Raw genomic sequence first — 7,872 nt, forward strand, 5'->3', positions numbered from 1 at the left:
GACCGGCCCGCCACCCTCCGTGCGGAGGTGCGGGGCGTCGTCGCGAAGCCTTGCCCGGGGGGCCGGGCGAGGGGAGCGGATCAGGCGCCGGGCAGCTCGCGCTGGTCCGGGCCGTTGTACTCGGACAGCGGGCGGATCAGGGCGTTCGCGGCACGCTGCTCCATGATGTGGGCGGTCCACCCGGTGATGCGGGACGCGATGAAGATCGGCGTGAACATCTCGGTGTCGAAGCCCATCAGGTGATAGGTCGGACCGGCCGGGTAGTCGAGGTTCGGCTTGATCTGCTTGGCCTCCTCCATGGCGCCTCGAGGCCGTCGTACAGGCCGAGCATCTCGTGGCGGCCGTAGTGCTCGATCATCCGGTCCAGGGCGGCCTTCATGGTCGGCACGCGGGAGTCGCCGTTCTTGTACACGCGGTGGCCGAAGCCCATGACCTTCTTCTTCTGGGCCAGGGCGTCCTCCATCCAGGCCTTCGAGCGGGCGGCGGCGTCCTCGCGGGACTCCTCCTCACGGATGCCGATCTCGTCGAAGGTGTGCATGACGGCCTCGTTCGCGCCGCCGTGCAGCGGGCCCTTGAGGGCGCCGATGGCGCCGGTCACGGCCGAGTGCAGGTCGGACAGGGTCGAGGTGATCACACGGGCGGTGAAGGTGGACGCGTTGAAGGAGTGTTCCGCGTAGAGGACCATCGAGACGCGGAACGCGTCCACGACCTCCTCGGGCTGCTCCTCGCCGAAGGTCATCCAGAGGAAGTTGGCGGAGTAGTCCAGGTCCGCGTTCGGCTCCACGACGTCCTGGCCGCGGCGGCGGCGCTGGTCGTAGGCGACGACGGCCGGGAACGCGGCGAAGAGGGACTTCGCCTTCTCCAGCTCGGCCTCCGGGGAGGAGTCCTCCGCCTTCGGGTGGTTCGCGCCCAGCACGGACACCGCGGTGCGGCCCACGTCCATCGGGTGGCAGTCGGTCGGCAGCAGGTCGATGGCCTGCTTCACCTTCGGGTCGAGGTCACGGTTGGCACGCTCGAACTCCTGGAACTGCTTCAGCTCCGCGTCGGACGGCAGCTCGCCGGTCCACAGCAGCAGGGCGACGGCCTCGAACGGCAGGTTCGCCGCGAGGTCCTGCACCGGGTAGCCGCGGTAGAGCAGGGAGTTGGTCTCCGGGTTCACCTTGGAGATGGCCGTGTGGTCCACGACGACTCCGGCGAGTCCCTTCTTGATCTCTTCGGTCATGGTGTCCCTCCTTGGGGGAACGGCCGGCGGCGCGACGTGGGTGAGCCGCGCCGCCGGCGAGGGGTCAGAGGTTGGCGTTGTTCGAGTCGATGTCGAGCGTCGGGACCTCGAAGTTGAAGATCCCGGTGTCGAACCGGTTGTACGCCTCGTAGTCCACGAGCTCGTACAGCCGGGCGCGGGTGAGCATCTGGTCCACCTGCGACTGCTGGGTGCCCTCGGTGCGGATCGCGTCCAGCACGCGCTCGGAGGCGCCCATGGAGGAGCGCAGCAGGGTGACCGGGTAGATCACCATGGACACGCGGCGCCGGCGAGCTGGTCACGGGTGAACAGCTCGGACTTGCCGAACTCGGTCATGTTCGCCAGGACCGGGACGCCGAGCGGCTCCAGCTCCTTGCAGACGGTCTCGAACTCGCCGAGGTCCTTGAGGGCCTCGGGGAAGATCGCGTCCGCGCCGGCCTCCACGAGGGCCTTCATGCGGGCGATGGCCGCGTCCAGGCCCTCCACGGCGCGCAGGTCGGTGCGGGCCATGATGAGGAAGTTCGGGTCCCTGCGGGCGTCCACGGCGGCGCGGATGCGCTTGACCGCGGTCTCCAGGTCCACCATGTTCTTGCCGTCCAGGTGGCCGCAGCGCTTCGGGTTGAACTGGTCCTCGATGTGGCACCCGGCCAGGCCGGCGTCCTCGAGCTCCTGGACGGTGCGGGCCACGTTCATCGGCTCGCCGAACCCGGTGTCCGCATCGATGAGGCAGGGCAGGTCCGTCAGGCGGGCGATCTGACCGCCGCGGGCGGCGACCTCGGTGAGGGTGGTCAGGCCCACGTCCGGCAGGCCCAGCTCGTTGGCCAGGACGGCGCCGGAGATGTAGACGCCCGGGAAGCCCTTCTCCTCGATCAGCCGCGCCGTCAGCGGGGTGAACGCGCCCGGGAACTGCGCGGCGCCGCCCTCGGCGAGCGTGGCGCGCAGGTTCGTGCGCTTCTGCTCGGCGGTGAGCTTCGAATACAGCATCAGAAGAGTCCCTTCGGGGCGTCGGCCAGGTCCTGCTCGGTCAGCCAGGCCGGGTCGGCCTTGACGTTGAGCTGGTCCAGCTCGCCGGCCTTCAGCTCGGTCAGGCGCTGCACGGCGTCCAGGAAGCGGTCCTGCTCCTCGACGGTCACGATGCCCTCGGCCAGGGTGCGGAACTTCTGGATGTACTGCTCGCGGGCGAACGGACGGGCGCCCAGCGGGTGGGCGTCGGCCACGGCGATCTCGTCGGTGATCACGGTGCCGTCGGCGAGGGTGATCTCCACGGCGCCGCCGAAGGCCTTCTCGTCCAGGTCCATGGAGTGGTACCGGCGGGTCCACTCCGGGTCCTCCACGGTGGTCACCTTGTGCCACAGGGCGACGGTGTCCTCGCGGCCGGCGCGCTCCGGGGCGTAGGAGTCCACGTGGTGCCAGGAGCCGTCCTGCAGGGCCACGGTGAAGATGTACGGGATCGAGTGGTCGAGGGTCTCGCGGGAGGCCTTCGGGTCGTACTTCTGCGGGTCGTTGGCGCCCGAGCCGATCACGTAGTGGGTGTGGTGCGAGGTCTTGATGAGCACCGACTCCACGTTCTTCGGGTCGGTGGCCTCAGGGTGCTCCTTGTGGAGCTTGCGGGCCAGGTCGATCCAGGCCTGGGCCTGGTACTCGGCGGAGTGCTCCTTGGTGTAGGTGTCCAGGATGCCGCGCTTGGCCTCGCCCTTCTCCGGCAGCGGGACCTCGTAGCGGGCGTCCGGGCCGTCCAGCATCCAGGCGATGACGCCGTCCTCGCCCTCGTAGATCGGGACCGGGGAGGTCTGGCCGCGCATGGCACGGTCCGCGGCCTCCACGGCCATCTTGCCGGCGAAGGCCGGGGCGTGGGCCTTCCAGGTGGAGATCTCGCCCTTGCGGGACTGGCGGGTGGCGGTGGTGGTGTGCAGGCCCTGGCCGATCGCCTGGAAGACGGTCTCGGTGTCCAGGCCCAGCAGTGTGCCGATGCCGGCGGAGGCCGACGGGCCGATGTGGGCCACGTGGTCGATCTTGTGCTTGTGCAGGCAGATCGACTTCACGAGGTCGACCTGGACCTCGTAGCCGGTGGCGATGCCGCGGACCAGGTCCCTGCCGGAGCGGCCGGCGTGCTGGGCGACAGCCAGGATCGGCGGGATGTTGTCGCCGGGGTGGGAGTACTCGGCGGCCAGGAAGGTGTCGTGGTAGTCCAGCTCGCGGACGGCCACGCCGTTGGCCCAGGCGGCCCACTCCGGGGAGACCTTCTGGTCGATGCCGAAGACGGTGGCGCCCTCGCCGTGGGCGGTCACCGGGTGGCACATGGCCTGCGCGCGGGCGGCGACGATCGGGCCGCGCTTGAGGGAGGCGACGGCGACGGAGGCGTTGTCGATGATGCGGTTGATGATCATCTCCTCCACCTCGGCCTCGACCTCGACCGGGTCGACGGCGACCTCAGCGAGCTTCCAGGCGAGCTGGTCCTCACGGGGGAGGTTCTCCTCCGAGCGGTAGACGCGGACTTCGTGGTTCTTCATCGGTTCTCCTTCGGCGATGCGGTCAAGAGTGTGTCGGTGTGGTCGGGGGTCGTGTGGCTGGTCAGGTGGCTGAAGGCGTGGTGCAGGTGCACCCGCGTGGTGGCCTCGGCCAGGTCTGCGGCGCCCGAGGCGACCGCGGAGGCGATGTCCGCGTGCTCGGCGGCCGAGGCGGCCAGGCGGGCCGGGTCGTTGGCGGAGAGGCGGCGCAGGCGGGCCAGGTGCAGCCGCAGCGTGCGCAGCGCCGAGACCAGGTAGGGGTTGGCCGCGGCGTCGTCGAGGGCGACGTCCAGGTCGCCGGCCATCTCGTAGTAGTCGGTGGGGTCGGCCCCGCCGTCCAGGGCGTCCGCGGCCGCGCTGAAGCGCTCGGCGAGCCTTCGGAAGCGCTCGGCCGTCTCTCCCTGGGCGCGCTCGGCGGCCCGGCGGGCCAGGAGGGACTCCAGGGCGATGCGCAGGTCGAACAGCTGGTCCGCCTGCTCGAGGGACAGGTCCGCGACGAGGACGCCGCGGCCGCCGCCCTGTTCGGCCAGGCCGTCGGCGACCAGCTTGGAGAGGGCCTCCCGTACGGGGGTGCGGGAGATGCCGAGGCGCTCGGCCAGTTCCACCTCGCCCAGCAGGGTGCCGGGAGGCAGCGTCCAGTCCAGGATCTCGGACCGGAGCGTGTGGTACGCCCTCTCGCTTGCTCGCATGGCCCCAGTGTATACAGACGCGCCCTTGCCCTGGGAAGCCTTCGGGGGTGCTTCCGTGTCACATGGATGAAATGTATACATCTGACGTTGTTTGCGTGTGAGCCGGGACACTAGGCTCAGGGTATGGCGACACACGATGCTTCCACCACCCCCACCACCGGCGCCTACGCCGACGCGCACGCCCGGTCCCTGTCCGACCCGGACGGCTTCTGGCTGGAGGCCGCCCAGGCGATCGACTGGACGACCCCGCCCACGCAGGCCGTCGACGACTCCGACGCACCCCTCTACCGGTGGTTCCCGGACGGCGTGATGAACACCGCCTACAACTGCCTGGACCGGCATGTGGCGGCCGGCCGCGGCGACGCCGTCGCGCTCATCCACGACTCGGCGATGACCGGCGAGGTCACCGAGTACACCTACGCGCAGCTGACCGAGAAGGTCGCCGCGCTCGCCGGCGCGCTCGCCGCCGAGGGGGTGGGCAGGGGCGACCGCGTCCTGATCTACCTGCCGATGATCGCCGAGGCCCCCATCGCCATGCTGGCCTGCGCGCGCCTGGGCGCCGTCCACTCCGTGGTGTTCGGCGGCTTCGCCCCCAAGGAGCTGGCGACCCGCATCGACGACGCGGCCCCGGACGTGGTCCTGACCTGCTCCGGCGGCATCGAGCCACGCCGCCGCGTCGAGTACCTGCCGGCCGTCGCCGAGGCCCTCGAGGAGGCCCGCCACACCGTCCGCACCGTGCTGGTGCACCACCGCGACGGCTTCGAGTCCTCGCTCCAGGACGTGTCCGAGCGCGGCGGCGCGCAGTGGAAGGACTGGGGCGAGGCCGTGGCCGCCGCCGAGCCGGCCGCGCCCGTGGACGTGCGGGCCACCGACCCGCTGTACGTGCTCTACACCTCCGGCACCACCGGCAAGCCCAAGGGCGTCGTCCGGGACAACGGCGGCCACGCGGTCGCGCTGCGCTGGACCATGGAGAACATCTACGACGTCGGCCCGGGCGAGGTCATGTTCACCGCCTCGGACGTGGGCTGGGTGGTGGGCCACTCCTACATCGTCTACGCGCCCCTGCTGGCCGGCGCCACCTCCGTCCTCTACGAGGGCAAGCCGGTGGGCACCCCGGACGCCGGTGCGTTCTGGCGCGTGATCTCCCAGCACGGTGCGAAGTCCTTCTTCACCGCCCCGACCGCCCTGCGCGCCATCCGCCGCGCGGACCCGGAGGGCGATCTGAAGGACCGGTACGACCTCTCCTGCCTGAAGGTCCTCTACGCGGCGGGCGAGCGCCTGGACCCGGAGACCCAGAAGTGGGCCGAGGAGCTCCTGGACATCCCGGTGATCGACCACTGGTGGCAGACCGAGACCGGGTGGGCCGTCGCCGCGAACCCGGTGGGCCTCGAGCTGCTGCCGGTGAAGACCGGCTCTGCGTCCGTCCCGTCCCCGGGCTATGACGTGGTCGTGCTCGACGGCATGGGCGAGCCCGTGGAGGCCGGGGTGGAGGGCAATATCGCCGTCCGCCTGCCGATGCCGCCGGGCACCCTGCAGACCCTGTGGGGCGACGACCAGCGCTTCATCGACTCCTACCTGTCCGCCTTCGAGGGCCACTACGCCACCGGCGACTCCGGCATCGTGGACGAGGACGGCTACGTGTTCGTGCTCGGCCGCACGGACGACGTCATCAACGTCTCCGGCCACCGCCTGTCCACCGGCGTCCTCGAGGCCGCCCTGGCCACGCACCCGGCCGTCGCCGAGTGCTGTGTGATCGGCCTCGCGGACGACTTCAAGGGTCAGCGGCCTGCCGGCTACGTCGTCCTCAAGTCCGGCATCGACGCCCCGGAGCCGGGCTCGGAGGAGGAGACGACGCTCTTCGACGAGTTCAAGCAGGCCGTGCGCCGCGGCGTCGGCCCGGTGGCGGACTTCCGCGACGTCGCGATCGTGGAGGCCCTGCCGAAGACCCGGTCCGGCAAGATCCTGCGCAAGACCATGCGGCAGATGGCCGACGGCGAGGAGTACACCGTGCCCTCGACCATCGAGGACCCGTCGGTCCTGGACAGCCTGAAGCCGCTGCTGTCCCCGCGCGGCTGAACCGCATCCCGAAGGCCTGAGGAGGGAAGGCGATGAGGGAGCGGATCACACGACGGACGGCGCTGACGTGGGGAGCCCTGCTCCCGGCGGCGGGACAGGGCAACAGTGCGCGTCACGACGGCGGCGCGGGGCCTTCGTCGTGACGAGCGGCCTCGGCACGATCTGCGGGCAGGGTCTACTGTGGAGTCCGAGCAGAACGGCTCCGGCCGCCTCCCGTGCCGCATCGGTGCAGGACGTGCGGAGGACGCCGCACCCCAGCCACCCGCTCCGGACCGCCGCGCGCGCCGTCCGGGACAGAAGGAGTCGCAGCCCCGTGTCCACGTACGACCCGATCCCCGTGATGACCATCAAGGGCGAGCCGGTCCTGGGCCCCACCGGACGGCCCAAGCACGACTTCCCCGAGCCGCGCCCGCTCGAGGGCCACGGCCCGGCCCGCATCATCTCGATGGTGAACCAGAAGGGCGGCGTCGGGAAGACGACCTCCACCATCAACCTCGGCGCGGCCCTGGCCGGCTACGGCCGCCGCGTGCTCATGGTGGACTTCGACCCCCAGGGAGCCCTCTCCGCGGGCCTGGGCACCAGCCCCCACGAGCTCGACGTCACCGTCTACAACGTGCTCATGGAGCGCAAGACCTCGGCAAAGGACGCGATCCTGCCGACCGAGTTCGAGAACATGGACCTGCTGCCGGCGAACATCGACCTGTCCGCGGCCGAGGTGCAGCTCGTCAACGAGGTCGCCCGCGAACAGGTGCTCGAGCGGGCCCTGCGCCAGGTGCGGGACGACTACGACGTGGTCCTCATCGACTGCCAGCCGTCCCTGGGGCTGCTGACCGTCAACGCGCTGACGGCCTCGCACGGCGTGATCATCCCGCTCACCGCCGAGTTCTTCGCGCTGCGCGCGGTGGCCCTGCTCGTGGAGACCATCGAGAAGGTCCAGGACCGCCTCAACCCGGACCTGGAGATCGACGGCGTGCTCGCCACCATGTTCGACCAGCGCACCCTCCACTCCAAGGAGGTCGTCGGCTCCCTCGTGGCCGGCTTCGGGGACAAGGTCTTCGAGACCGTCATCAAGCGCTCCATCAAGTTCGCCGACGCCACCGTGGCCGCCACCCCGATCACCCAGTTCGCCGAGAACCACGACGGCGCCAAGGCCTACCGCCAGCTCGCCCGCGAGCTCATCTGCCGCGGCGGGGCGCCGTGACCGACGGGACCGTGCCGGCCGGGAGGGGCTGAACCTCACACCCGCCGGAGGGCGACGGGCGCGCGACGATCTGCGAGAATGGCAGTTCGACGCGCGCCCGACGCGTGTCACGGGCCCGCGATCGCCGCAGCGCCCACCCGAACCCCCACCGCCCGCAGC

Annotated in this window: 4 protein-coding genes and 2 pseudogenes; 2 read left to right on the plus strand and 4 right to left on the minus strand. The window is 70.9% G+C overall.

Annotated elements, in window-relative coordinates:
- Positions 1-80: 80 nt before the first annotated feature.
- The 4 genes and pseudogenes from AC2W7A_RS06730 to AC2W7A_RS06745 form a co-directional block, all read right to left on the minus strand.
- Positions 81-1,222, minus strand: a pseudogene (locus AC2W7A_RS06730) (bifunctional 2-methylcitrate synthase/citrate synthase).
- A 64-nt stretch (positions 1,223-1,286) separates the two neighbouring features.
- Positions 1,287-2,224: pseudogene (gene prpB / locus AC2W7A_RS06735) on the minus strand (methylisocitrate lyase).
- Entirely contained in the window at positions 2,224-3,750 is a 1,527-nt protein-coding gene (locus tag AC2W7A_RS06740) for an MmgE/PrpD family protein (protein WP_485990681.1), read from the minus strand. The pseudogene prpB and the gene AC2W7A_RS06740 overlap by 1 nt, the downstream one beginning before the upstream one ends.
- Entirely contained in the window at positions 3,747-4,436 is a 690-nt protein-coding gene (locus tag AC2W7A_RS06745) for a GntR family transcriptional regulator (RefSeq protein WP_485990682.1), read from the minus strand. Before AC2W7A_RS06745 ends, AC2W7A_RS06740 begins: the two co-directional genes overlap by 4 nt.
- A 123-nt stretch (positions 4,437-4,559) precedes the next feature.
- Between AC2W7A_RS06745 and AC2W7A_RS06750 the strand changes: the two genes are divergently transcribed.
- Together AC2W7A_RS06750 and AC2W7A_RS06755 are read left to right on the plus strand one after the other, a co-directional pair.
- On the plus strand, positions 4,560-6,512 hold the full coding sequence (locus AC2W7A_RS06750; protein ID WP_485990683.1) for an AMP-binding protein: 1,953 nt from the start codon (positions 4,560-4,562) through the stop codon (positions 6,510-6,512).
- Between the two features lie 340 nt (positions 6,513-6,852).
- On the plus strand, positions 6,853-7,713 hold the full coding sequence (locus AC2W7A_RS06755; RefSeq protein ID WP_485990684.1) for a ParA family protein: 861 nt from the start codon (positions 6,853-6,855) through the stop codon (positions 7,711-7,713).
- Positions 7,714-7,872: the final 159 nt, after the last annotated feature.

This window comes from Micrococcus sp. LASM2_SD2 (assembly GCF_057364565.1).